Consider the following 22,062-nt stretch of genomic DNA (forward strand, 5'->3'; position numbering starts at 1 on the left):
ATGAGTCTCGAAGAAATCTGGTTCCTGGTCATCGCGTTCCTGTTCGTCGGGTATTTCGTGCTGGAGGGTTTCGATTTCGGAGTCGGCATGCTGATGCCGATCCTCGGATCGAGTCACACCGGTGGCGACGACAAGGTGGCCGCCGGCGATCCGGAGGCCGATCCCGACAAACGGCGCCGCGCGCTCCTCAACACCATCGGCCCGGTCTGGGACGGCAACGAGGTCTGGCTCATCACCGCGGGTGCGGCGCTGTTCGCCGCCTTCGGTGGTTGGTACGCAACCATGTTCAGTGCGTTCTACCTACCCCTGTTCCTGATCCTCATCGGTCTCATCGTGCGGGTGTGTGCGATCGAGTGGCGGGGCAAGATCAACAATCCCCGCTGGCGCATGTGGTGCGACATCGGAATCGGGTTGGGGTCGTGGATCCCGGCGATCCTGTGGGGTGTGGCGTTCGCCAACGTCGTGCGCGGGTTGCCGATCGACGCCGACGCCCAGTACACCGGTGGGTTCTTCAACCTCCTCAACCCGTACGCGCTCCTCGGCGGTGCGACCACCCTGCTCGCCTTCCTCACCCACGGCGCGGTGTTCATCTCGCTGAAGACCTCCGGTGTGTTGCAGGAGGATTCCGCTCGCTACGCCGCCCGGCTGGCTTGGCCGACACTGATCGTGGCCGCCGTGTTCCTGCTGTGGACCCAGTTCGCGTATGGCAACTCGTGGACGTGGATTCCGGTGCTCATCGCCGCCGTCGCCGCGGTGGGCATGGTGATCGCCACCCAGATCCGCCGGGAGGGTTACGCTTTCGTGTTCACGTGCATCGCGATCGCGGGCACGGTCGCCGCGCTGTTCGCCGTGCTGTTCCCGAATGCGATCCCGTCCACCCTGAATCCGGAGTGGAACCTCACCATCGAGAACACGGCGTCGAGCGACTACACACTCACGATCATGACGTGGGCGGCTGTGCTCATCACCCCGGTGGTGATGGGCTACCAGGCCTGGACCTACTGGGTGTTCCGCAAGCGGCTGTCGGTCGCGCACATCCCGGACCCGGCCGGACTCCCGTCGCTGCGAATCCCGAGCAAGTGAGAACCGCCCGGCCGCCCGTCGACCCACGGCTGCTGCGCTATTCGCCGACGACCCGGCGTTATGTCGCGGTCACGGCGGTGTTCGCCGTGGCCGAGGTGGTGGCGATCATCGTCGCGGCGGGCATGGCCGCCTCGATCCTGTCCGAACTGATCGTGTCACCGGCGTCGCGTTCGTTCGATGCGCAGTGGGCGCACCTGGTCGTGCTGGCCGCGGCGATGTCGGCAAGGACGGCAATGGCTTTCGGACACGACCGGTATGCGCATCGGGCCGCCGAGCGGGCCATCGCCGAGCTGCGCGCCGAAGCGCTCGACGTCCTCACCGACCCGCGTCAGACCTCGTCGCGATCCCTGGCGGGTCTGCGAGAGCACGCGAGTACCGTTCTGCTCCGGGGGCTCGACGCGCTGGGGCCCTACCTCTCCGGCTACCTGCCCGCGCTCGTGTCCGCCGCGGTGCTCACCCCGGCGGTGACGGTGGTCATCGCCTTCGCCGACTGGCCGTCGGCACTGATCATCCTGATCACACTCCCGCTCATCCCGGCCTTCATGGTCCTGGTGGGGCTGATGACACGGGACCGGACCACACGCAAGCTCGAGACGATGAGCCGGCTCAGCGCGCAGCTCCTCGATCTGATCGCCGGTCTGCCGACCCTGCGGGCACTCAACCGCGCCGAGGCGCCGGCGGCCCGCGTCGCCGAACTCGGACAGGCCCACCGCCGCAGCACGATGAGCTCGCTGCGGGTGGCGTTCCTGTCCGGCGCCGTGCTCGAGTTGTTGGCCACGCTGTGTGTCGCGCTCGTCGCCGTGGGAATCGGTCTGCGGCTCGTGTACGGCGAGATGTCGCTTTATGCCGGCGTTTTCGCGCTGATCCTCGCCCCTGAGGCGTACCTGCCGCTGCGGCGCGTCGGCACCCAGTTCCACAATTCGACGGACGGCCTGGCCGCTGCCGGACAGGTTTTCGAACTCATCGACGCCGACGCCGCGCCGCAACCGGTGCCCGGGACCCGCGGGATCACTGTCGCCGGCGCACCGATCTCACTCCTCGACCTCGGCGTGCACGGTCGCGACGGCTGGGCCCCCGAAGGGCTGCGGGCCACGATCGAGCCCGGCGCGCTGACCGTGTTCAGCGGGCCCAACGGGTCGGGCAAGTCGACCGCGCTCGCCGCCGTGATGGGCCTGATCTCACCGGACGAGGGTGCGGTTCTCATCGGATCGACCCCGGTCGCACAGGCCGACCCCGCGGCGCTGCACGAGCAGATCGCCTGGCTGCCGCAGCAGCCGGTGATCGTGCCCGGGACGGTCGGGGAGAACGTCGAACTGTTCGGCACGCTCGACCGCTCAGCCCTCGAACACGCCGCCGTCGCCAGCGGTTTCGACGACGTCGTGGCCGGGCTGCCGCGGCGTCTCGACACGGATCTGGGAGCAGGCGGAGTGGGACTCTCGGCCGGACAGCGCCAGCGACTCGCGCTCACCCGGGTGCTCGCCTCCCCAGCGCCACTGCTGCTCCTCGACGAACCCACGGCCCATCTCGACGCGGCTTCCGAACGCGAGGTGTTCGGCGCCCTGCGAGAGCGAGCTCGGGCCGGCGACACCGTCGTCGTGGTCGCGCATCGGGGAGTGGCCCGCGACTTCGCCGATCGGGTGGTCGAATTCCCGGCCGGTAGCTCGGAGGTGCTCGATGCGTGACGATCCGCTGCTCCGTGCACTCGGATTCCTCGGCCTGCGAGGGCGGCCCGTCGCCAGGGCACTGCTCCTGGGAGTGGGCGGGTCGTTGTCGGCGCTCGGACTCGCGGCGTTGTCGGCGTGGCTGATCACGCGGGCGTGGCAGATGCCGCCGGTGCTGTACCTGTCGGTCGCGATCACCGCGGTGCGGGCACTGGGGATCTCGCGCGGCCTGTTCCGCTACCTGGAGCGTCTGGCGACGCACGATCTCGCCTTGAACGCGATGGCGACCGCCCGGGAACGGCTGTACGCAGCACTCGCCACCGGGTCGCCCGCCTACTCGGTGACGCTGCGGCGCGGCGAACTGCTCAACCGGACCGGCGACGACATCGAAGAGATCGGCAACGCTCTCATCCGGGGCCTCATCCCCATCGGGATCGGTGCGACCACATCGGTGGCCGCCGTCGTCGTGATGGCCCTGGTGTCGGTGCCCGCGGCGGTCGTCCTGGCCGTGGCGCTCCTCGTCAGTGGTGTCGTCGCCCCGTGGCTGGCGGCCCGCGGTGGCGCGCACTCGATCCACGACGGCGCGCGAGCCGCGTCCGAGGTCGCCGAGGCGACGACGACCGCACTGTGGCACGCGTCGGAACTCGTCGTCGCCCGCAGGAGGCGCGATGTCCTCGACGCTGCGGCCGACGCCGACCGCAGGCACCTGCAGGCCACCGACCGAGGTGTCCGGTGGCAGGCGTCCGCCGCGGCGGCGACGCCACTCGCGATGGGTGCCTCGATCGTCGCGGCATGTGTGATCGCAATCCAGTTGGCCGCGCAGACAACGGGATCGCTGGCCGGAGTGAGTTCGGGTGACGGGCTGACGCCGATGATCCTCGGCGTCCTCGTGCTGTTGCCGTTGTCGGCGTTCGAGTCCACCGCGCCGCTGACCGAGGCGGGTGTGCAGCTCGAACGCAGCCGCCAGAGTGCCGCGCGGGTGATGGCTCTCGTCGACGGTGCCCACCCCGGCGGCGTCACCGAGGGCGATGTCGCCGTGCATCGTTCACCGGTCGCGCTGGCGGGCACCGGCCTGCGCTGGGGGCATCCCGGGCGCGCGGTCCTCGGGCCCGAGATGGGCGTGGACCTCGATGTGCGACCGGGATCGCGGCTCGCGGTGGTGGGACCGAGCGGTGTCGGCAAGTCGACACTCCTGCTCACGCTGGCCGGGCTGCTGCCCGTGGCCTCGGGCGAACTCAGCTGCGTCGACGCGGCGACCGGTGATGATGTCGAATTGCGTTCGGCGGCCTGCTATTTCGCGGAGGAAGGGCACATCTTCTCGACGACCCTCCGCGAGAACCTCCGCGTGGCGCGCGGCGACGCCACCGACGACGAGATCACCGTGGCGTTGCGCGCCGTGGGACTGGACGGATGGGCGGGCGTGCTTCCCGAGGGCCTCGACACCACCATCACCGGCGGCGCCGACGTTCTCAGTGGCGGCCAGCGGCGCCGGTTGCTGCTGGCCCGGGCACTTCTGCACCCCGCGCCCGTCGTGCTCCTCGACGAACCGACCGAACATCTCGACGCAGCCGACTCCGACCACCTGCTGCGCAGACTCCTCGGCGTCGATGACGACCTCTTCGGACCCGATCGGATCGTCGTGGTCGTCACGCATCAACTGCCGGCCGACACGGGCCCGGCGGCCGTACTGCATCTCACGCAAGCCCGTGAACACGAGCTCCCGTGAACAGAAACGGGGCCGGACGTGAGACGTCCGGCCCCGTTCCCCCCTGTGAGAGGCGGGAGGTCTAACCGGCGGCCACCTCGTAGCCCATCGGCAGCATCGTCGACTTGTGCTCGAGGAAGGATTCGAGCCCCTCGCGACCGTTCTCGCGGCCGATGCCGGAGTTCTTGTAACCGCCGAAGGGTGACTCGGGATCGATGGCGTACCAGTTGATCCCGAAGGTTCCCGTACGGATCTTGGTGGAGATCTCGATGCCGCGCTCGACGTCGTTGGTCCACACGGTGCCGGCGAGTCCGTAACTCGAGTCGTTGGCGATGGCGATGGCCTCGTCGACGTCGTCGTAGGCGATCACCGACAGCACCGGCCCGAAGATCTCCTCCTGGGCGATCGCCATGTCGTTGGTGACGCCGGTGAAGATCGTCGGGGTCAGGAAGTAGCCGGAGTCGAGTCCCTCGGGACGTTCGCTCTCGAGAACCGCGGTGGCCCCGGCCTTCTTGCCGAGTTCGACGTACTGCTCGACCTTGTTGCGCTGGTTCTCGGTGATCAGCGGTCCGAGCTGCGCCTCCGGATCGGACGGGAGGCCGACCTTCATCGCCTTCGCGGCGTCGACCATGGCGGCGACGATCTCGTCCTGCCGACTGCGCGGCACCAGGATTCGGGTCTGGGCGACGCAGGCCTGGCCGGTGTTGAACAACCCGAGGAAGGTCAGCATGAAGGCGTTCGCGGCGATGTCGACGTCGTCGAGGACGATGGCGGCGGACTTGCCGCCCAATTCCAGCGAACACCGCTTGAGCGTCTCCGCGCACGCCGCACCGATGGCCTTTCCGGCCGCGGTCGAACCGGTGAAGGTGATCTTGTCGACGTCGGGGTGGGCGACGAGCGCCTGCCCGGTCTCGGTTCCGCCGGTGACGACCGAGATCGCCTCGGCCGGAACGCCTGCCTCGATGAACAGCTGCGCGACGTAGTTGCCGGTCATCGGGGTCTCGGGCGCGGGCTTGAGCACCACCGAGCATCCGGCGGCGAGTGCGGCGCCCATCTTGTTGCAGGTGATGAACAGCGGGACGTTCCAGGCGCAGATGGCTCCGACGACGCCGACCGGCTCACGGGTGATGCGGGTGGTCCCGAACAGGCCGGTCCGGTATTCCTCCCACTGGTAGCCGCGCGCGGCGTTGGCATATGCGCGCAGGACCCCGGTGCCGGGAAGCTGCTGCAAGGTGCTGATGGCGCTGGGCGGGGCGCCCATCTCGGCCGAGACCAGCGCCGTGATCTCGTCGCCGCGCTCGTCGATCAGGTCGGCGACCTTGGCGATGATGTCGGCGCGCTGTGCGGGGGGTGTCGAACTCCAGACACCCGAATCGAACGCCGAGCGGGCGGCGCGCACCGCCGCGTCCACGTCGGTGGCGTCGGCGAGCGGCACGGACCCGACGCGCTCACCGGTGGCGGGGGAGTGGACCTCGAGGGTCTCGGTGGAATGAGGGTCGACCCACTGGCCGCCGATGAGCAACTGGGGTTGATCGCCTCCGCCGGTGATGGTGGCGGGGTGGGACTCCACGGTCTCGGTCATTACGCGTGTGCTCCTCAGGAGGACGGGTCCTTGCGTGCGGGGATGCGGCGACGAGCCGCCTGCAGGCAAGTGTGAACTACGGCACACGCAATACTAGAACACGTTCTAACTTCAATGCCAGGGCCCGCCCGGATCAGATGCTGCCGAAGGCCGCCCGGGCCTCCATGCCCGCCATCACGTCGTCGAGGACGTCGAGTTGGGCCGCGGGATCGTCGCTCTCGAGGATGCGCTGCTGATCATGTGGCTGGGACACCACGCGGGCCGCCCAGCGGTGGATCGGCGAGATGTCCGCGGTTGCCGGATCGGCGTCGATGACCGACAGCGCCGCGATGACCGGGCCCGGATCCTCGCCGGCGGCCTCGAGCCGCCGGCGCATCAGCGAGTGCAGCCGGCCGTCGAGGGCATCCAGTCGGGCCAGGTGCTCGGGGGAGGGTGCCCGCTCGGGGAGCGCCTCGACCCGCGCCCGGGGGTACGGGTCGTCGGCCAACCATTCGACAACCCGGAAACGCTGCCGGCCCGTGCACCGCAGCGCGGCACGGCCGTCCGGCAGGCGACCGGTGATCTCCGCGTCGGCGATGGTGCCCACGTCGCAACGGACCTCGCCGCCGCCGACCTCGAAACCACGGGATATGAGCACCACGCCGAAGCGCACGCGCGGTGGCTCGTCCGAGTCGTCGAGGTGGTCGGTCAGCATCTGCCGGTAGCGCGGCTCGAAGACGCGCAGCGGCAGTTCCGCGCCCGGCACCAGAGCGGTGCCGAGCGGGAACATCGGCGCGACGAACGTCGCGTCGGCATCCGGCTCCGAGTTCAGGACCCGCTCATCTCAGGCTCGCTCGTCTCGGGGATGCGTCCGTCAGGACCGGGGCCTCGCGTCGAGCACGACCTCGAACTCGAGCAGGTCGGCGCCCGAGGCGACCGGCTTGGCACGCTCGCCGGAGTGCGCCTCGCGGGCGGGTCCGGCCGACCACGCCTGGAAGTCCTCCTCGGACTCCCACTCCGTCACGACGAAGTAGCGGTCGTCGCCCTTGACGGGACGGAGGAGCTGGAACCCGAGGAAACCCTGGGAGCCGTCGACCGAGTGGGCGCGGTTGGCGAATCGCTTCTCCAGTTCGGGGCCTGCACCCTCGGGGACGGAGATGGCATTGATCTTCACTACAGACATGGGTCCACCATAGGCGCTGCCCGGACGAGGTGGCCCCCGGAACGCGGACAGGTCCGGCGGGTCGATCACACTCCTTCTCTCACTGCGGGTCCGGCTACAGTGCTGGCATGTTCGATGGCAGGCCCCCGGAGGAGACCGGACTCCGTGATCACGGGGGTCCGGTCGCCGTCGGCGAAGCGCCTGCAACGGCAACACCCCCGATCGTCTTGCTCCACGGCCTGATGGGACGCGGTCGCACATGGCGACGACAGATCCCGTGGCTGCGCTCCTACGGGCGCGTGTTCACCTTCGACGCCGCGTTCCACACCGGCGCCGACGTCGATGAGCCCACCGACGCAAGCGAACTCGCGACCGAGCGGTTCGTCGCAGATCTCGCCGAGCTGCTGACGTGGATCGATCGGGGCCCGGCGATCCTCATCGGCCACTCGATGGGCGCGTTGCACGCCTGGTGTGCCGCGGCTGCCTATCCCGAACTCGTCGCCGCGCTGGTCGTCGAGGACATGGCACCGGATTTCCGCGGACGGACGACCACGAGCTGGACCCCGTGGTTCGAGTCGTGGCCGGAACGGTTCGCATCAGTGGACGAGGCGATCGAGATGTTCGGGCCGGTGGCCGGACGCTACTTCCACGAGGCATTCGACGACGGCCGGTTGCACGGCCGGATTCCGTTGTGGAGTGCCATCGCCGCCGAGTGGGGCAGACGCGACTTCTGGGCGCAGTGGCGGTCGGTTCGGGTGCCATCGCTGGTGATCGAGGCCGAACACGGTGTCACGCCGCCGGGCCAGATGCGCACCATGTGCGAGGTCAACGACCATGCCATCCACCTACGGGTGGCGGGGGCCGGACATCTCGTCCACGACGACGCGCCCCGCACCTATCGCGGTGCGGTGGAGGCTTTTCTGTCCGGTCTCGAGTATTGACCGGCTCCTGCTGATCGAACGATGCTCCCCCGAAACGGAATTCGGGGCGCACACGATGAATCGTGTGCGCCCCGAGGGGGAGACGGTTGTGTCAGGACGGATCGGCGGGTGCGATCGGTGCACCGTTGAGCCGGCGCCAGCAGTGCACCAGGAACAGCTGGGCCACCGGGGCCGCGACGATCAGGCCGACGTAGCAGACGAGGACACCGACCAGATTGATCGCGTAGGTGACCAGCAGGGTGAGGATCGAGTCACCCACCTTCGACTTGGTCAGCTCGAAGGACGCCTTCATGGCGTTGATCGGCGAGAGGTTCTTGTCGATGGTCGCGACGACGGAGAACATCAGGAAGAACATCGCCACGATGCCCGGGATGATGCAGAGCGCGTAGCCGATACCCGTGATCAACCCGACCAGGATCGCGGTTCCGATGACCGGGCCGAACCGGATGGGCGTCAGGAACGACTTGGCCGTCACCGGTTCACCGTTGGCGACCCGGACCGCGCCGGAGATGATGCTGGCCTGGATGTAGAGGAGGCCCAGGATGAACACGAGGTACACCAGGCCGAAAAGAATCGAGCCGCCGAGACCCAGCGATGTCTCGGTGTAGGTGAATCCGTACGAGTCAGTGGTGGTCTCGGTGGTGCCGAAGATCGCGGCTGAGGAGAACCCGACCGCGATGAGGGCCGCGCCCAGCAGGAAGACCGCGAGACCCGGCAGGATCATCGCGCCGACGTTGTTCTTGAACTTGCCGAACGCCCACGAGAACGCGGTGCCCACGTCGATCTTGCCCGAATCGTAGGGCGCGCCTTGCGGATCGGGGGCGCCCGGGTAGGCGCCGGCAGCGCCGTACTGCGGGCCGCCGGGAGGCGGCGGGGGAGGTGCCTGGCCGTACTGCGGTTGCGGCGGCTGCTGCCCGTACTGCGGAGCCGGTGCCTGCTGACCGTAGTCGGGACCCGGGGGCTGCTGCCCGTACTGGGGCGGGGGCGGTTGCTGCCCGTACTGCGGGGGCTGCTGACCGGGGTGACCACCCGGTTGCTGCGGGTCCGAGGGTGGGACAGGGGGATACGGCGGCTGGCTCATGGACCGGGACATTAGCAACGATCCGGCCGCAGTGGGAGACTATCTCCGAACGATCAAACGACTGGTCAATGATCGTGGCACGAATTATGGGTTCGGCGCAGCGGGTTGGACGTCGGCGCCCGAGATCCCGTTCCCGAAAGGCTCACCCGCCGTCGCCTTCGCCCGCGAGGCAGTAGCGGCCGTCGGCGGTGATCTCGACCAGACCGTCGACGAGGAGTGAGTCCAGGGCCCGATCGCGCTGGGCGGTGTCGGATGTCCAGACGGTGTCGAGTCTCGAGCGCTCGACCGAGCCGTCGGTGTTGCGCAGAACATCCATGAGCAGGCCGCGGACCTGACGATCGGTGCCGGCGAACTTCTGCGTCTTCCGCGGCGGACCCGCGTACGGTGGCCTGCCGAGTCGAACCCAGGTGCAGTCGACGAGAGGGCAGTTGTCGCACTTGGGATTTCGTGCCGTGCACACGAGGGCTCCGAGTTCCATCAGGGCCGCGGAGAACCGGGGTGCCGACGCGGCATATGCGTCGTCGGCCGACCGCGGCAGCAACACCTCCGCGTCCACGAGATCGCGCCGGGACGGATTCGAGGGCTGTTCGCGTCCGTGCACCGCACGCGCGATCACCCGCCGGACGTTGGTGTCGACGACCGGGACCGCCCGGCCGTAGGCGAAGCAGGCGACCGCCCGGGCGGTGTAATCGCCGATGCCCGGCAGGGTCAGCATCGTCTCCACGTCGTCGGGGACGCGGTCGTCGTGGTCGCGGGCGAGTACCTTCGCGCACTCGTGCAAACGGAGCGCGCGGCGCGGGTAACCGAGCTTGCCCCAGGCGCGCAAGACCTCACCGGCCGGCTCGGCGGCCATCGCCGACGGCACCGGCCAGCGCCGGACCCACTCACGCCACGGCTCGACCACCCGGGAGACGGGAGTCTGCTGCAGCATGATCTCGCTGATGAGGATCTGCCATCCGGTGCAGGAGGGATCGCGCCACGGGAGATCGCGTTCCTGGGTATCGAACCAGCCGAGCAGAGTGCCCGATGGCACACTATTGAGCATGACCGCAACGACACCACGGGCCGCGTGGCGCATTCTGCGCGACGGCAACGACCGATTTGTGACAGGTGAATCTCAGCATCCCAGCCAGGGTATCGAGGATCGTGCGCGCCTCGCCGACGGCCAGCACCCGCACGTCGTGCTCTTCGGCTGCGCCGACTCGCGACTGTCCGCCGAGATCATCTTCGACCAGGGCCTCGGCGACATGTTCGTGGTCCGCACGGCCGGACACGTCATCGATTCGGCGGTGATGGGATCGCTCGAGTACGCCGTCGAGGTGTTGGAGGTGCCGCTGATCGTGATCCTCGGTCACGACAGCTGCGGCGCGGTGAAGGCGACGCTCGACGCACTCGACGACCTGCAGATCCCCGGCGGTTACATCCGCGACGTGGTGGAGCGCGTGGCGCCGAGCATCCTCGCCGGTCGTCGTGAAGGACTCAGCCGCGTCGACGAATTCGAGGCACGCCACGTCGTCGAGACCGGGCAGCTGCTGATGCAGCGCAGTCGGGTCATCGCCGATCGCATCAGCACCGGCCGTCTGGCGATCGTGGGCCTGACCTACCAGCTCCACGAGGGCAAGGTCAGCGTGCAGGGTGTGTACGGCGACATCGGCGAGCGTCCGGCCCCGACCGCGATCACCGTCGAGTCCGCCTGACCTGACGACCCTTCGAGACGGCCCCTCCGCGAGCTCCGGGGCCTCCTCAGGGTGCGGTGGAGACGGCCCCTCCGCGAGCTCCGGGGCCTCCTCAGGGTGCGGTGGAGACGGCCCCTCCGCGAGCTCCTGGGGCCACCTCAGGGTGCGGTGGAGGCGGCCCCTCCGCCTCGCGAGCTCCTGGGGCCTCCTCAGGGTGCGGTGGAGACGGCTCCGAGCCTGAAGGCGAACTCTAGACTTTGCCTGCTCGGAGCCGTTTTTCGCGTGCGACACGCCGCTCGTGATCAGCCGGAAGTCAAGACCCGGCCGTTAGCGTGGGGGGCGTGATCGAACCCCAGGGCCCGCTGCCACCCGAGATCTACTGGCGACGCCGCGTCGTCGCCGCGGGCGGCGCGCTGGTCGTCGTCGGGTTGGTGGTCGCCCTGATCGTGTGGATGACCTCGAGCGGCGACGATCCACAGAACACCGCATCGTCGCAGAGCGTTGCGCCGAGCACCTCGGCATCCACGTCGGAGTCCGCACCGCCGGCCTCCGAGCCGCAGGCCGGTGGCGCCTCGGGCGCACCTGACGGCGGAGGGGCCGGAAGCGGTGGCGCGGGCGGCGGTTCGGGTGCTCCCGCCGGTCCTCCCGCGGGCGCCTCGACTCCGCCCGAATCAGCAAGTCCCGCAGGCGTTCCCGGTGCAGCCGGGCCGGCTCTCTGCCCGGATCAGGCGATCTCGGTGGTTCTCTACACGGACAAGCCGACCTACACGATCGGGCAGAACCCCGTGTTCACGATCGTCACCACCAATGCCGGGTTGTCCGAATGCACCCGCGACGTCGGCAAGGCCGTCCAGAACGTGATCGTGCGGACGCTCGACGGCACCCGGACGCTGTGGTCGGCGCGGGACTGTTCGCCGGTGAACACCGTCAACAACGTGGTCCTCAAGCCCGCTCAGCAGGTCAAGGACACCATCACCTGGTCGGGGACCACCAGCAGCCCCGGCTGCGAGCGCCCGCGGACCCAGGTCCCGGCCGGTTCGTACTCCGCGATCGGCAAGATCGGTGAGCGCGAATCGTTCCCGATCACGTTCAACATGGTCGCGCCCGCGCAGCAGCCCTGACCGGAACGGTCTGAGGGGTGGTGGCGACCGGAACGGTCTGAGGTTCGCAGCGGCCGGTTTCTAGTCGTAGCGCTCGATGCTCGTCTCGGCCAGCCGTGACAATCCCTCGCGGATGTGGCGGGCCCAGATGCTGCCGATGCCCTCCACGGCCTGCAGGTCGGCCGACGAGCTGGCGAGCAGCGCCTGCAAGGTGCCAAAACTGCGTACGAGCCGGTCGACGTGGGCGAACTGGAGCCGGGAGATCCGGGCCAGCAGGCGATAACCGCGCGGACTCATGGCGGTGTCCTGGGCGTCGATGGTCGTCGGGTAGCCGAAGGCGCCGGCGAGCAGTGTGAGATCGAGTAGGTCTGCGTCGCTGAGGTTCTCGACGACCTCCAGTGCCTGTCGGACATCCTCGGCGGTGGCCGGCTCGGGGCTCGCGTAGTAGTCGCGGACCAGCAACTCGCGCATGGTGTCGTTGTCGCTGATGAGTTCTTCGAGCTGCAGGCTCACCTGGCGGCCGTTCACACCGAGTTCGAGCACGTACTCCTCGATCTCGACCGATACCCGCCGCACCATCTCCATGCGCTGGGCGGTGGACATCGCATCGCGCAGCAGCACGTAGTCCTCGATCTCGGCGCGCGACAGCGCGGAGATCACCTCGTCGAGCCGGGCCTTGTAGCGCTCGAGGGTCGCCAGGGCGACGTTGGCGCGCGACAGGATCGGATCGGGGCTCTCGACGACCCGGCGCGCACCGTCGACGTAGACGCTGACGATCGACATCGACGCACTCACCGAGATCACGGGATGGCCGGTCTGGATGGCCGTGCGTTCCGCGGCGCGGTGTCGGGTGCCGGATTCCTCGGTCGGGATCGACGGGTCGGGGACGAGTTGGACATTCGCCCGGACGATGCGCTTGCCGTCGGTCGACATCACGACCGCACCGTCCATCTTGGCGAGTTCGCGGAGCCGGGTCGGCGCGAACTCGACGTCGAGGTGGAAGCCGCCGTCGCAGATCTTCTCGACGTCGGAGTCGTGACCCAGCACGATCAGCGCGCCGGTGCCACCCCGCAGGATGCGCTCGAGGCCGTCGCGCAGGGGGGTTCCCGGCGCGACGCGCGCCAAGGTCTCGCGCGTCAGTTCCGATTTCAGCGCTTCGGTGATCATGTCTCCCCTTCGGCAACCACATCGCCGCGTGGGACGTGGCCGACCGCACGCAGAGCCGCTGCCCCGCGACACCGGCCCCTTCACCGGTGACCGGGCAATGGTGACTAGGGTACCGGGATGTGAAGAGCAGCAGCTTTGCGGTGCCCGACGAGCTCGACGTGCTCGAGCGTCATCCCAAGACCTCGAAGCCCGGCGAGCCCATGCGACGTCACAACCAGTCGTGCTTCGGCTGCGGCGAGGACTCCCCGCGGGGGCTGCATCTGACGGTGTTCGCGGGGGAGGGTTTCACCGTCGACGCGCAGATGCCCGTCGAACAGTGGATGGAGGGCGGCCCGGGTGTCATCCACGGCGGCATCCTGTCCAGTGCGTTCGACGACGTGATGGGCATGCTGCCCCGCCTCATCGGCCCGGCGGCGGTCACCGTGCATCTGCAGGTCGATTTCCTCAAGCCGATCCCGGTGGGGCGCACGCTGCACATCCACGCGTCGATCATGGGCAAGCAGCGACGGAAGATCTACGCGGAAGCCGTTGCGCACCTGGGTGATCCGGAACGTCCCGTTGCCCAGGCTCATGCGGTCTTCGTGACCATCGACGCGCGCGAACACTTCGCCGAGCACATCGACAACAGTGCCAAGGCACAGGAGTACCGGGAACGGATGGATCGTCCGTAGTCGTCAGAATGGCGCGTCCGCCGGGTGTGCGGCGCGCAGTGCGACGGCGTCGGCCAGGGTGCCGACACGCAGGATTCTGAGGCCCTTGGGGAGTTCCTCGTCGGTCGCAGCCGGGATGATCGCCTCGCGGAACCCGAGTCGCTTGGCCTCGGCCAGACGACGCGCCACCGCCGACACACGTCGGACCTCTCCGCCGAGGCCGACCTCCCCGATCACCACGGTCGACTGCGGGATGGGCTTGTTCTTGACGGTCGAGTAGACCGAGAGTGCGATGGCCAGGTCGGCCGCCGGCTCGGTGACCCGCATCCCGCCGACGGTCGAGAGGTAGACCTCGCTCTTCGCGATGGGCGTCAGACCCGCTCGGGCCTGCAGCACGGCCAGGACCATCGACACCCGGTTCATGTCGAGCCCGGAGACCGCGCGCCTCGGATTGTTCATCTCGGTGCCGTTGGCCAGCGCCTGCACCTCGCCGACGAGCGCGCGTTTGCCGTCCATCGTGACCAGCGTGGCGCTACCGCTCACATCCGAGTCCCGCTGGTGCAGGAAGATCCCCGACGGGTCGGGCACCTGATGGATGCCGTCGTCACGCTGCTCGAAGCAACCGACCTCATCGGCCGCCCCGAATCGGTTCTTGACCCCGCGCACCATCCGGAGAGTGGAGTGCTTGTCGCCCTCGAAGGCCAGGACGACGTCGACGAGGTGTTCCAGCGACCGGGGGCCAGCGACCGTCCCCTCCTTGGTCACGTGGCCGACCAGGATGACGGCGACGCCGCGGTTCTTCGCCAGGGACACCAGCGCGGTGGTGACGGCGCGGATCTGGGTCACGCCACCGGTCACACCGTCGGCGCCGGTCGCCACGACCGTCTGGACCGAGTCGACGATCATCAGCGACGGAGCGACCGAATCGACGTGTCCGAGGATGGTGGCGAGGTCGGTCTCGGCCGCCAGGAACACGTTGGGGTGGACCGCGCCGGTGCGCTCGGCACGCATCCGGACCTGACCCGCGGACTCCTCGCCGGTGATGTAGAGGGCGGTTCGGTCGCGTTCGGCCCAGTGCTTGACCGTCTCCAACAGCAGGGTCGACTTGCCGACGCCCGGCTCACCCGCCAGCAGGATGACCGATCCGGGGACGACGCCCCGGCCGAGGACCCGGTCGAGCTCGCCGATCCCGGTGGGGACAGCGGCGGTGGCCTGCGCGTCCACCTCGGTGATGCGCAGCGCCGGACTCGTCGGCGCCACGGACGCAGTCGATCTCGACGACGTGGCCACCCCGGCGACCTCGGCGACCGTGCCCCACTCGCCGCACTCCGGACAGCGTCCGACCCATTTGGGCACCTGATGGCCGCAGCCGGTGCAGCGAAACGACGACTTGGGTTTGGCCACCCGATCAGCCTAGGTGTGGACTCCGACAGCGTGCTCGTCCGGTCCCGGCGGTGGGAATCCCGGACACGAGAATCGGGGCCCGGCGACACCGGACCCCGATTCTCGGGTACTGCAGGTTCAGTCGGCGCGGGTCAGTGACCGCCACCCTCGCTGTTGCCGCCGTCTTCGCCGTGGCCGCCGCCACCCTCGTGGCCTTCGCTGCCCTCGTGCTCGCCGCCGCCCTCGGCGTGGCCGCCCTCACCGTGGTCCTGGTTGTAGAACGTGGGCTCGGCGTTGCGGGCGACGTCCTGTCGCTCGAGCTCGGCGCCACTGTCGACCGGTGTGTCGACGGTGATCTCGCCGGCGTCGACCCAGCGGCCGTCGGCCTCACGCTTCTCGAATCGGAATGTCAGGTCGGTGGTGAGCCCGGACGCGACGGTCTTGCCCGCGTTGCGGAGCTCGGCGGTCACCTTCTTCTCGATCTCGGCGTTCGCGCCGACCGGGGTGCCGCCGCGCAGGGCGAGTCCCGGCGGGATGATGCGGTCGTTGGATTCGGTGCCCTCGATGAATTCGATCTGGCCCTGCTCGGCCGTGATCTCCTTCAGTCGGTAGTAGGTCAGCGGGTCGGAGTTGGCGACCACGAAGGCGATCTCGAACGGTCCGCCGCTGCCGAAGACGGTCGGTGCGTCCTGTTCGGGGTAGAGGATCTGCACGTCGCGCAGCTGCAGAGCTTCGAAGTTGACGTTTGCGCCGTTCACGGCGGGCAGCTGGTTGGCGGTCTGCGAGATCTGTCCCGCACCGCAACCGGTCGTGCCCAGGGCGACGGCGATGCCGATGGCGGCCACCGCGGTCACCATGCGAGATGGCGCAACCGCCGACCGCCGTGCGGAAAGTGAAAGCACTGACACCCGATCCTCCCAGGTCATACGAAGCCGACATGCAGCGCGCGAAACCCTGCACTACGCAGCGTAGTGGGCTCGGTCGGCAAAAGTGCGCCCGGGTACCCGATTGGTCACCGACGGTGGCTGCCCGCGAACACTTCCCGGGCGTGGCGGAGGCGTCCGGAACGTCGTCCGCGTGTGACGCCTGCGACGTGGCGCCGACGGTCCGTCGGAGGGCCGCGCGCCTTCACCCGAGACCCCTTGCGACCTCGCAAGAGCCCGCTCTGAAACCTGTTCACCGCGTTGACCTGCACCGTTGGGTGGGTGCCCCGAAACGCCCGTGCTAGACTGGCTCTACTCGAAAGGGGCAAGGAACATTGAATTTCAAAGTTGGCGACACCGTCGTTTACCCCCATCACGGTGCTGCTCGGGTCGAAGACATCGTGACCCGGACCATCAAGGGTGAGCAGATCGAATACCTTGTTCTCAAGGTTGCCGACGGTGACATGACCGTTCAGATTCCCTCGACGAAGCTCGAGTACGTGGGCGTTCGCGACGTCGTCGGACAGGAAGGCCTCGACCAGGTCTTCCAGGTTCTGCGGGCCCCGCACACCGAGGAGCCGACGAACTGGGCACGCCGGTTCAAGGCCAACCAGGAGAAGCTGATCTCGGGCGACATCATCAAGGTCGCGGAGATCGTGCGTGACCTGTGGCGTCGCGAGCAGGATCGCGGCCTGTCGGCCGGTGAGAAGCGGATGCTGACCCGTGCCCGTCGTGTTCTGGTCGACGAGCTCTCGCTCGCTCAGAACACCAACGACGAGAAGGCCACCAGCATCCTGGACGAGGTCCTGGCCGCCGCTTCCTGATCGCGGGTCGTATCTGATCCAGGATCCACAGTGACCCCTACGCCGGACGATTCCGGCGCAGAAGTCTGCATCATCATCCCGGCCGCCGGGTCGGGAACCCGACTCGGCGAGCCGGTACCGAAGGCCTTCGTCGACCTGTGTGGTCGGACGATCATCGAGAGATGCGTCGACAACATCCCCGCATCGCTGGGTGCTTCTGTCGTCGTGGTCGTGCCGGCCGATCTCGTCGATCGGACCCGTGAGCTCATCCCGCATGTGACCGTCGTGGCCGGCGGCGACCATCGGTCGGAATCCGTGCGCGCCGGCATCGCTGCGGCTGGGGATGCCCGCATACTCCTCGTCCACGATGCCGCCCGGCCGCTCACACCGGCCCGCGTCTTCACCGAGGTGGTCGATGCGGTCCGCTCAGGCCGCTCGGCAGTGGTTCCGGGCGTACCCGTCGTGGACACCCTCAAACAGGTCGAGCCCGCCTCGGATGGTCCCCTCCGCGTCTCCCGCACCGTCGACCGCGAGGAGCTCCGCGCCGTTCAGACCCCGCAGGGGTTCACCCGAGACGCCCTGCTCCGAGCCCATGCCGACGACACCGGTCTCGCGACCGACGACGCCGGCCTCGCCGAGAGATGCGGGATCGAAGTCCACGTCGTACCGGGAGACCCATTGGCCATGAAGATCACCACCCCCTGGGACCTGCGAATCGTCCGTGACGTGGTGGGGGAGTCGTGAGGGTCGGCATCGGGACCGACGCCCATCGAGTCGACGCCACCGCCCAGTGCTGGATGGTCGGTCTGCATTTCCCCGACGAACCCGGTTGTGAGGGCCACTCCGACGGAGACGTCGGCGCCCACGCCCTGTGCGACGCCGTGCTCTCGGCCGCCGGACTCGGTGACCTCGGCTCGGTTTTCGGAACCGGCCGTCCGGAATGGGAGGGCGTCTCCGGACTCGAGATGCTCGCGCATGTACGGACCCTCGTCGAAGCCGACGGCCTGCGGGTGGTGAACGCGGCCGTGCAGATCGTGGGCAACCGGCCGAAGATCGGGTCCCGGCGCGCGGAAGCACAGCAGGTGCTCTCCGAGGCGCTCGGCGGTCCGGTCTCGGTATCGGCGACCACGACCGACGGTCTCGGCATGACCGGCCGCGGCGAGGGCATCGCAGCCGTCGCGACCGCTCTCCTCGACGCGGTCGACTAGCGGCCCGCAGCGACGCCCGACAAGATCTCGCACGTCCGCCCGACAGCCTCGGCCGGCGGGGTCAGCTGGCCCGCGAGACGTACGGCGCCCGCGGCGATCTCGGGATCGGTGAGTGGCTCGAGATCCGACGGGCCGAATCGCGCGAGTCGATTTCCCGCTCCCGCACCGGATCTGCGGAGCGCCGCCGCCCACATGGGTTGGTCGGCGCTGAGCCAGGCGATGACCGACGGGATACCCGCCCGGATCACCGCGGCCGTGGTGCCTGCGCCGCCGTGGTGCACCGCGCCACGACAGCGGGGCAGCAGCGCCTCGTGGTCCACCGGCCCGGTGACCTGGAGCAGCCGATCATGTTCGGGCAGTTGGTGATCGGTGTGGCCGATGACCCGGAGCCCGCGATCGAGCAGCGCGGTCACGATGCCGGCTATCTGATCGGCGGTGATCTTCATGCTGCCGAAGCCGACGTAGACCGGCGGCTCGGCCGCGTCGGCCCATTCGACGGCGGCCGGGGTGGCATCGGTATCCGACATCATCGCCGTACGAATGACGTTGTCGGGCAACAGGAAGCCGACCAGCGGGCGCTGCGGACCCCAGTCCTGCGTCAGCCCGGGGAACAGTGCGGCGTCGTACGCCTGGATCTCGGGGACGCCCTGGTTGCGCAGCCGTCGTCCCAGCGGCCCCTTCGCCCGCGGGAGGTCGAGTTCGTCGCGCAATCGGCGGTCGGCTCCGCGGACGGTCATCCAGTACGTCAGATCCGCCAGACGCCATACGGTGCGCGACACGGGCCGCGGGTAGCGACGGTACTGCGGGTCCAGACTCGAGTTGGGGCGCAACGGGCAGTAGTGCAGCGGTACGAACGGGATGCCGCGACTCCGCGCGATCGCGTCCGCGCGATCCTGGGCCAGCGGGCCGGTCACGAGGAGATCCGCGTCGTCGGCCAAGTCCCCCATCACCCGCTCCGATGTCGCCCGCCCGTATTCGGCGACCTCGCCGAGTGCGCGCAACCGGGTGCGCGGGTTCTTGGACTTGAGGCGCTCCTTGACCAAGGGGCTGGCCAGGAGATCGGCGGTCGCAGGCGCGAGGGCCCGGGTCGGCAGGCCGGATTTCGCGACCAGGTCCACCAGGTCCTCCGGCACCGCGCACCGAACGTCGTGACCGCCTCGGACCAGTTCCGCCCCCACCGCCACGGCTGGCTGGATGTCGCCCCTGCTGCCGTGCATGGCGAACGCGAACCTCATGCGCCCCAGGGCTTTCCGTGCAGATCCCAGGCGGCGAGTTCGTCGGTCACCAGCCGTCGAAGGGTGTGGGCGTCCGGGATTCGGGCCGGGTCGAGCGAGCTGATGCTGAACATCACGTGGTCGTCGTCGACTCCACACCACCCACTGATCCCGCCGTTGCGGTCACGCAACTTCGTGGCGTCGTCCGTGGCGGTTATCGCCCTGATCGCGATCGCGCCGCGCACACCCGTTCCGAGGGTGGCGAATTCGTCGGGAAACGCACCGACGTTGGACGCGAGACAGAGGGGAGTGGTTGCGTTCGCGGCGAGGCGACGCGTCATCGACTCGCTGAGTGCCTGCAGGATGACCGCACGCTGGGCCACCACACCGGAATTGGCGGCCAGCCTGCCGTAGGCCTCTTTGCAGGCCGCGCGTATTCCGGACAGGTCCTCGTAGCGGCCGGGTAGGACCTCGACGAAGGCCGTGGCGCCGGACGTGGCATTCGCCCGACGGTCGTCGGTCGTGCGTGAGGACACGGGCAACGAGACCGGGACGACGTCGCCGGACGACACGCGGCCGCTGCGTTCCAGGACGCCCACCATCAATGCCGCGAAGAGGCTGTTGTCGGTGCCGCCCCGGGTCGCGGCGGCCGCGGTGTAGTCGGCGACCGGTATGCGCATCGTGACGTTGGGGGTGATCTCGGCGGCTGTCAGCGCGGCGGCTGGAGCCGGGGCCGGGCCGCCGGTCACCCGCGCCGGGGAGGCCGGCGGACCCGACCGGCTCGACCGCCAGACCTCGAATCCGGTCCGAGCCGCCGTCCACACCAGATCGGCGGCGTCCCGCACATTCGAGTAGAGCCCGGGATCGGCACCGGCCGCGTAGTCGACATCGTGGACCGCCTCGATGATCGCCATGGTGCCGGTGCCCCCGTCGGCGATGGCGTGATTGATCGTCAGAGATGCGAGAACGGCGCCGCCGTCGGCGGTCCTGGCGATGTCCATGCGCCACGAGGGGCCGTGCGTGATGTCGAGGGGGTGCGCGGCCATCCGTCGACCCCAGAGTTCCTCGTCCCCCACCGGGACCGTGTCGGTCTGCACGGTGACGAGACCCGCGTCCGGGGTGTAACGCCAGTGGGCGCGTCCGGGGCCGGGATGGGTGGCGACCAACCTGCTCAACCGCCCGTGCCGCATCCGAGTCGCCACCGCCTCGAGGGCGTCGATGTCGATGTCGCCGGGAAAGTGCCAGAGGGTCTGGGTCACCACCGGGAGTCCGAGGGTGTTGCCCATCATGACGAAGAGATGGTCATCGGCCGTCAGTCTGTCGACGTTCGAGTCGTCGATCGGACCGGTGACTCGGCGGACCAGGGACGGGAGATTCATGTACGCACCTGTCGTTTGTGCATGTCGGCGAACGCGAACGGGATGCGCACGCCGCTTCGAACGCGGGTCGGCGTGCAGACCGGCGCCTACTTCGCTCGCCGAACTATCAATTCGGGTGGAATCAGGTTACTGTCGTGACCTGCATAGGGCTACCTAACCTGTAGCGCTGTATTTCATGATCCTGACCTCTTTTTCCCGCTGATCTCGGAGGACGCGACGACATGACGGGTACTGCCCGCCGCATTTTCCATCGCCGCGCGACCACCGCCGCGATGCTGCGTACGACCTCGTTGGTCGTCGCGGTGTCGGCGATGCTCGCTCTGGTGACCGGTTCGCTCCAATCGGGCGATGCCGGCGCGGCTCCGGCACGGGCCGTCATCGAGCGGGTCAGCTCCGAGGGGCCCCATCAGTACGCGGTCGACGTCTACTCGGCGGCCATGCGCAAGACCATCAGGGTCCAGGTCGTGACGCCGCGAGTCGATGCGGGTCCGCGTCCGTCCCTGTACCTGCTGGGCGGTCTGGGCGAGGAGGACGCCGAGAACAGCATCTGGTCGATCAAGACCGACATCCCCGGGTTCTACGCGGACAAGAACGTCAACGTGGTGATGCCGATCGCCGGGAACGGCAGTCTGTACACGGACTGGCAGCGCGACGATCCGACCCTAGGTCGATACAAATGGGAGACATTTCTCACCCGTGAGCTCCCTCCGCTGATCGACGCTCGATTCTCGGGCAACGGAATTCGGGGGGTTGCCGGCCTGTCGATGGGGGCGGGCGCGGCTCTGGTCCTCGCGGTCCGCAATCCGGGCTTCTATCGCGCGGTGGCGGCGTACAGCGGTTGTTTCACGACGACGGGGCCGGCGGGGCAGGCATATCCGCGCGGGATCGTCGCGGGATTCGGTGGCAATGCCGACAACATGTGGGGCCCGCCGGCCGATCCGGCATGGGCGGCGCACGACGTCTTGTCGCACGCCGGAAAGCTTCGGGGTACGACCCTCTACGTCTCGACCGGAACGGGGCGGTCCGGCAAGTACGACGCCCCCGGGTATCCGGGCAATTCGAACCCGGTCGACCGGCAGGTCGTCGGCGGAGCGATCGAGTTGGGGTCGCTGTGGTGCACCCAGCAACTGGACGGCCGACTCCGGCAGTTGAACATCCCGGCGTCCATCCGCTACATCGACCCGGGGACCCATGCATGGCCTTACTGGGTCGACCAGCAGCGAGAGAGCTGGCCGACCCTGCGACGAGGTCTGGGGTTGTGACCGTGGCAAGTCCGTTCGAGACGTTGTCGTAAGACATGCGGGGGTGCGGGGCCTCAGGGGAGAGGCGGCGGACCTCAGCAGAACACCTGTCGGGGGCCGAGAC

21 protein-coding genes are annotated in these 22,062 nt (G+C 68.8%); 11 read left to right on the top strand and 10 right to left on the bottom strand.

The genetic code is table 11. The features are described 5' to 3' along the window. From cydB to cydC, 3 genes are read left to right on the top strand one after another with little or no spacing between them, the layout of a single operon-like run. Nucleotides 1–1,083, top strand: a complete 1,083-nt coding sequence (gene cydB / locus MAY35_RS15820) for a cytochrome d ubiquinol oxidase subunit II (RefSeq protein WP_238422254.1) — start codon at nucleotides 1–3, stop codon at nucleotides 1,081–1,083. After that, the gene (gene cydD, locus MAY35_RS15825) at nucleotides 1,080–2,765 is read left to right on the top strand and encodes a thiol reductant ABC exporter subunit CydD (protein WP_238422255.1); all 1,686 of its coding nucleotides are present in this window, start codon (nucleotides 1,080–1,082) and stop codon (nucleotides 2,763–2,765) included. Before cydB ends, cydD begins: the two co-directional genes overlap by 4 nt. Further along, nucleotides 2,758–4,470: a thiol reductant ABC exporter subunit CydC gene (gene cydC, locus MAY35_RS15830; protein WP_238422256.1), complete on the top strand. Its 1,713-nt coding sequence runs from the start codon at nucleotides 2,758–2,760 to the stop codon at nucleotides 4,468–4,470. The genes cydD and cydC overlap by 8 nt, the downstream gene beginning before the upstream one ends. Before the next feature lie 61 nt (nucleotides 4,471–4,531). Here the strand turns inward: cydC and MAY35_RS15835 are convergent, their stop codons facing one another. The 3 genes from MAY35_RS15835 to MAY35_RS15845 form a co-directional block, all read right to left on the bottom strand. Beyond that, nucleotides 4,532–6,031, bottom strand: coding sequence for an aldehyde dehydrogenase (locus MAY35_RS15835; protein ID WP_238422257.1), 1,500 nt, complete (start codon nucleotides 6,029–6,031; stop codon nucleotides 4,532–4,534). A gap of 133 nt (nucleotides 6,032–6,164) precedes the next feature. Continuing rightward, nucleotides 6,165–6,800 (bottom strand): LON peptidase substrate-binding domain-containing protein, encoded by a 636-nt coding sequence (locus MAY35_RS15840; RefSeq protein ID WP_238422258.1) that lies wholly within the window; start codon nucleotides 6,798–6,800, stop codon nucleotides 6,165–6,167. A gap of 84 nt (nucleotides 6,801–6,884) precedes the next feature. Then, entirely contained in the window at nucleotides 6,885–7,193 is a 309-nt protein-coding gene (locus tag MAY35_RS15845) for an antibiotic biosynthesis monooxygenase (protein WP_238422259.1), read from the bottom strand. Nucleotides 7,194–7,300: 107 nt separating this feature from the next. Between MAY35_RS15845 and MAY35_RS15850 the strand changes: the two genes are divergently transcribed. Then, entirely contained in the window at nucleotides 7,301–8,113 is an 813-nt protein-coding gene (locus MAY35_RS15850) for an alpha/beta fold hydrolase (protein WP_238422260.1), read from the top strand. Nucleotides 8,114–8,204: 91 nt separating this feature from the next. On the opposite strand, the gene MAY35_RS15855 is transcribed toward MAY35_RS15850, so the two are convergent. Together MAY35_RS15855 and MAY35_RS15860 are read right to left on the bottom strand one after the other, a co-directional pair. Further along, on the bottom strand, nucleotides 8,205–9,194 hold the full coding sequence (locus MAY35_RS15855; RefSeq protein WP_238422261.1) for a hypothetical protein: 990 nt from the start codon (nucleotides 9,192–9,194) through the stop codon (nucleotides 8,205–8,207). A gap of 142 nt (nucleotides 9,195–9,336) precedes the next feature. Then, nucleotides 9,337–10,239: an A/G-specific adenine glycosylase gene (locus tag MAY35_RS15860; protein WP_238422262.1), complete on the bottom strand. Its 903-nt coding sequence runs from the start codon at nucleotides 10,237–10,239 to the stop codon at nucleotides 9,337–9,339. Between MAY35_RS15860 and MAY35_RS15865 the strand changes: the two genes are divergently transcribed. Then, the gene (locus MAY35_RS15865; RefSeq protein WP_238422263.1) at nucleotides 10,238–10,891 is read left to right on the top strand and encodes a carbonic anhydrase; all 654 of its coding nucleotides are present in this window, start codon (nucleotides 10,238–10,240) and stop codon (nucleotides 10,889–10,891) included. The genes MAY35_RS15860 and MAY35_RS15865 overlap by 2 nt on opposite strands. Before the next feature lie 320 nt (nucleotides 10,892–11,211). Continuing rightward, nucleotides 11,212–11,991: a hypothetical protein gene (locus MAY35_RS15870; protein ID WP_238422264.1), complete on the top strand. Its 780-nt coding sequence runs from the start codon at nucleotides 11,212–11,214 to the stop codon at nucleotides 11,989–11,991. A 60-nt stretch (nucleotides 11,992–12,051) separates the two neighbouring features. Here the strand turns inward: MAY35_RS15870 and disA are convergent, their stop codons facing one another. Next, nucleotides 12,052–13,137 carry a DNA integrity scanning diadenylate cyclase DisA gene (gene disA, locus MAY35_RS15875; RefSeq protein WP_238422265.1) on the bottom strand — a complete coding sequence of 362 codons (1,086 nt, stop codon included), beginning with the start codon at nucleotides 13,135–13,137 and terminating at the stop codon, nucleotides 12,052–12,054. A 140-nt stretch (nucleotides 13,138–13,277) separates the two neighbouring features. Between disA and MAY35_RS15880 the strand changes: the two genes are divergently transcribed. Then, a complete protein-coding gene (locus MAY35_RS15880; protein WP_238422292.1) occupies nucleotides 13,278–13,808 on the top strand; it encodes a PaaI family thioesterase in 531 nt (176 codons plus the stop codon). A gap of 3 nt (nucleotides 13,809–13,811) precedes the next feature. On the opposite strand, the gene radA is transcribed toward MAY35_RS15880, so the two are convergent. Together radA and MAY35_RS15890 are read right to left on the bottom strand one after the other, a co-directional pair. Then, a complete protein-coding gene (gene radA, locus MAY35_RS15885) occupies nucleotides 13,812–15,191 on the bottom strand; it encodes a DNA repair protein RadA (RefSeq protein WP_238422266.1) in 1,380 nt (459 codons plus the stop codon). 131 nt (nucleotides 15,192–15,322) lie between these two features. Next, nucleotides 15,323–16,027: a hypothetical protein gene (locus MAY35_RS15890; protein WP_238422293.1), complete on the bottom strand. Its 705-nt coding sequence runs from the start codon at nucleotides 16,025–16,027 to the stop codon at nucleotides 15,323–15,325. Between the two features lie 401 nt (nucleotides 16,028–16,428). On the opposite strand from MAY35_RS15890, the gene MAY35_RS15895 reads away from it, so the two are divergent. From MAY35_RS15895 to ispF, 3 genes are read left to right on the top strand one after another with little or no spacing between them, the layout of a single operon-like run. Next, nucleotides 16,429–16,917 (top strand): CarD family transcriptional regulator, encoded by a 489-nt coding sequence (locus MAY35_RS15895; protein WP_074851259.1) that lies wholly within the window; start codon nucleotides 16,429–16,431, stop codon nucleotides 16,915–16,917. Between the two features lie 30 nt (nucleotides 16,918–16,947). Further along, on the top strand, nucleotides 16,948–17,640 hold the full coding sequence (ispD, locus tag MAY35_RS15900) for a 2-C-methyl-D-erythritol 4-phosphate cytidylyltransferase (RefSeq protein ID WP_238422267.1): 693 nt from the start codon (nucleotides 16,948–16,950) through the stop codon (nucleotides 17,638–17,640). Then, nucleotides 17,637–18,104, top strand: a complete 468-nt coding sequence (ispF, locus tag MAY35_RS15905) for a 2-C-methyl-D-erythritol 2,4-cyclodiphosphate synthase (protein WP_238422268.1) — start codon at nucleotides 17,637–17,639, stop codon at nucleotides 18,102–18,104. Before ispD ends, ispF begins: the two co-directional genes overlap by 4 nt. Here the strand turns inward: ispF and MAY35_RS15910 are convergent. Beyond that, nucleotides 18,101–19,339 (bottom strand): glycosyltransferase, encoded by a 1,239-nt coding sequence (locus MAY35_RS15910; RefSeq protein WP_238422269.1) that lies wholly within the window; start codon nucleotides 19,337–19,339, stop codon nucleotides 18,101–18,103. The two genes, ispF and MAY35_RS15910, sit on opposite strands and share 4 nt — an antisense overlap. Next, nucleotides 19,336–20,697, bottom strand: coding sequence for a hypothetical protein (locus MAY35_RS15915; protein ID WP_238422270.1), 1,362 nt, complete (start codon nucleotides 20,695–20,697; stop codon nucleotides 19,336–19,338). The genes MAY35_RS15910 and MAY35_RS15915 overlap by 4 nt, the downstream gene beginning before the upstream one ends. Before the next feature lie 311 nt (nucleotides 20,698–21,008). Between MAY35_RS15915 and MAY35_RS15920 the strand changes: the two genes are divergently transcribed. Further along, nucleotides 21,009–21,959, top strand: a complete 951-nt coding sequence (locus MAY35_RS15920; protein ID WP_374237966.1) for an alpha/beta hydrolase — start codon at nucleotides 21,009–21,011, stop codon at nucleotides 21,957–21,959. Nucleotides 21,960–22,062: the final 103 nt, after the last annotated feature.

This window comes from Gordonia sp. 'Campus', from assembly GCF_022206305.1.
Taxonomy (GTDB): Bacteria; Actinomycetota; Actinomycetes; order Mycobacteriales; family Mycobacteriaceae; genus Gordonia.

Coding starts and splice junctions, on each gene's coding strand:
- MAY35_RS15850 (WP_238422260.1), top strand. CDS start 7,301: ATGTTCGATGGCAGGCCCCCGGAGGAGACCGGACTCCGTGATCACGGG.
- cydB (WP_238422254.1), top strand. CDS start 1: ATGAGTCTCGAAGAAATCTGGTTCCTGGTCATCGCGTTCCTGTTCGTC.
- MAY35_RS15840 (WP_238422258.1), bottom strand. CDS start 6,800: ATGTTCCCGCTCGGCACCGCTCTGGTGCCGGGCGCGGAACTGCCGCTG.
- MAY35_RS15910 (WP_238422269.1), bottom strand. CDS start 19,339: ATGAGGTTCGCGTTCGCCATGCACGGCAGCAGGGGCGACATCCAGCCA.
- MAY35_RS15855 (WP_238422261.1), bottom strand. CDS start 9,194: ATGAGCCAGCCGCCGTATCCCCCTGTCCCACCCTCGGACCCGCAGCAA.
- MAY35_RS15865 (WP_238422263.1), top strand. CDS start 10,238: ATGACCGCAACGACACCACGGGCCGCGTGGCGCATTCTGCGCGACGGC.
- disA (WP_238422265.1), bottom strand. CDS start 13,137: ATGATCACCGAAGCGCTGAAATCGGAACTGACGCGCGAGACCTTGGCG.
- MAY35_RS15890 (WP_238422293.1), bottom strand. CDS start 16,027: ATGGTGACCGCGGTGGCCGCCATCGGCATCGCCGTCGCCCTGGGCACG.
- MAY35_RS15860 (WP_238422262.1), bottom strand. CDS start 10,239: ATGCTCAATAGTGTGCCATCGGGCACTCTGCTCGGCTGGTTCGATACC.
- cydC (WP_238422256.1), top strand. CDS start 2,758: ATGCGTGACGATCCGCTGCTCCGTGCACTCGGATTCCTCGGCCTGCGA.
- MAY35_RS15920 (WP_374237966.1), top strand. CDS start 21,009: ATGCTCGCTCTGGTGACCGGTTCGCTCCAATCGGGCGATGCCGGCGCG.
- MAY35_RS15915 (WP_238422270.1), bottom strand. CDS start 20,697: ATGAATCTCCCGTCCCTGGTCCGCCGAGTCACCGGTCCGATCGACGAC.
- MAY35_RS15845 (WP_238422259.1), bottom strand. CDS start 7,193: ATGTCTGTAGTGAAGATCAATGCCATCTCCGTCCCCGAGGGTGCAGGC.
- MAY35_RS15835 (WP_238422257.1), bottom strand. CDS start 6,031: ATGACCGAGACCGTGGAGTCCCACCCCGCCACCATCACCGGCGGAGGC.